This is a genomic window from Halobacillus sp. BBL2006 (assembly GCF_000786645.1).
Lineage (GTDB): Bacteria > Bacillota > Bacilli > Bacillales > Halobacillaceae > Halobacillus.
The window spans coordinates 1-1,113 of sequence record NZ_JRNX01000373.1 but is presented as its reverse complement, the minus strand read 5'-3'; the positions used below and the strand labels follow the sequence as shown (position 1 = coordinate 1,113).

General features: G+C 44.6%; 1 protein-coding gene and 1 other RNA gene. Both read right to left on the bottom strand.

All coding sequences use genetic code 11. From position 1 onward, the window contains the following. The coding region (gene dnaX / locus LD39_RS11635; protein WP_035546549.1) for a DNA polymerase III subunit gamma/tau at positions 1-453 on the bottom strand (453 nt) is incomplete at its 3' end. 420 nt (positions 454-873) lie between these two features. Next, positions 874-1,113, bottom strand: an RNA gene (gene ffs / locus LD39_RS22170) — signal recognition particle sRNA large type; the annotation flags it as partial.

Sequence of the window (1,113 nt, the reverse complement as noted above, 5' to 3'; positions counted from 1 at the left end):
AATAACATGGCGGGGCGGCTCTTCGAGTGTTTTAAGTAAAGCATTGAATGCTCCCATAGAGAGCATGTGGACCTCATCAATAATATATACTTTATATGGTACCGCGCTTGGTGCATATTTTACCTTGTCCCGGATTTCACGAATCTGTTCTACCCCATTATTAGAGGCCGCATCAATTTCGATAACATCCGAGATTGACCCATCTTGAATACCAAGACAAGCTGCACACTCATTGCAGGGTTCCTTCACAGGGGAACGTTCGCAGTTCACGGCTTTAGCAAATATTTTTGCAGCACTTGTTTTCCCTGTTCCACGTGGACCAGAGAATAGGTAGGCATGCGAAAATTTATCTTGCTCAATCGCATTTTGCAATGTGCGTGTAATGTGGGTTTGTCCAACCACATCTTCAAAGTTTTTTGGGCGCCAGACACGATACAAAGCCTGATAGCTCATATAACCGTTCTCCCTTTTTAGTCTCTCATCCATTATACCTGATTGAAGCATTGGATGTGAACCTTAGTTCTTCGACGTCTTCCGCTTCTATTATTTAAGGCTTTGGTCATTGAGCTAGAGGTAAGTATATGAAATCTAAGTTCAAATGGGAACATAAAATATAATAAGAAATGTTCTACCTTCTATAACCTAAATGACGTTGATGGTGAGAAAAGTGGTAAACCTCCCCCCGTAATCGTGAGAGACCTTACAGCGAGGCGTTTATGCTCGAATATTCATCCGTGGAAAGCGAACTCTGACCTTCTCACCATTACCAAGCCTTTCAATTCAAAGCCAAATGTAAAAGAAAAAAGCCGTTATGAAAATGCATCATAACGACTTTTTTTATATAGTAACCTGTTATTAAAACCATATGTAATGCCGTGCACCCACCGTCGATGGTGAGGCCCCAAGCGTTACTTATGATTATGGCTCTACCCAGGCACTCCCGCGGCACACGAGAGAGACAGCTTACTGCTGCTTCCTTCCGGACCTGACAGGATTCACTGGTTCCCGTTGCGCAGGACCTGAGTGTCAACACCACTCTCATAAGGCAGACCTTGAGGCCGCACCACCTCGGGTGGGAATTCGGCCTCGCTATAGCGGATTGCGAGTGTAGGG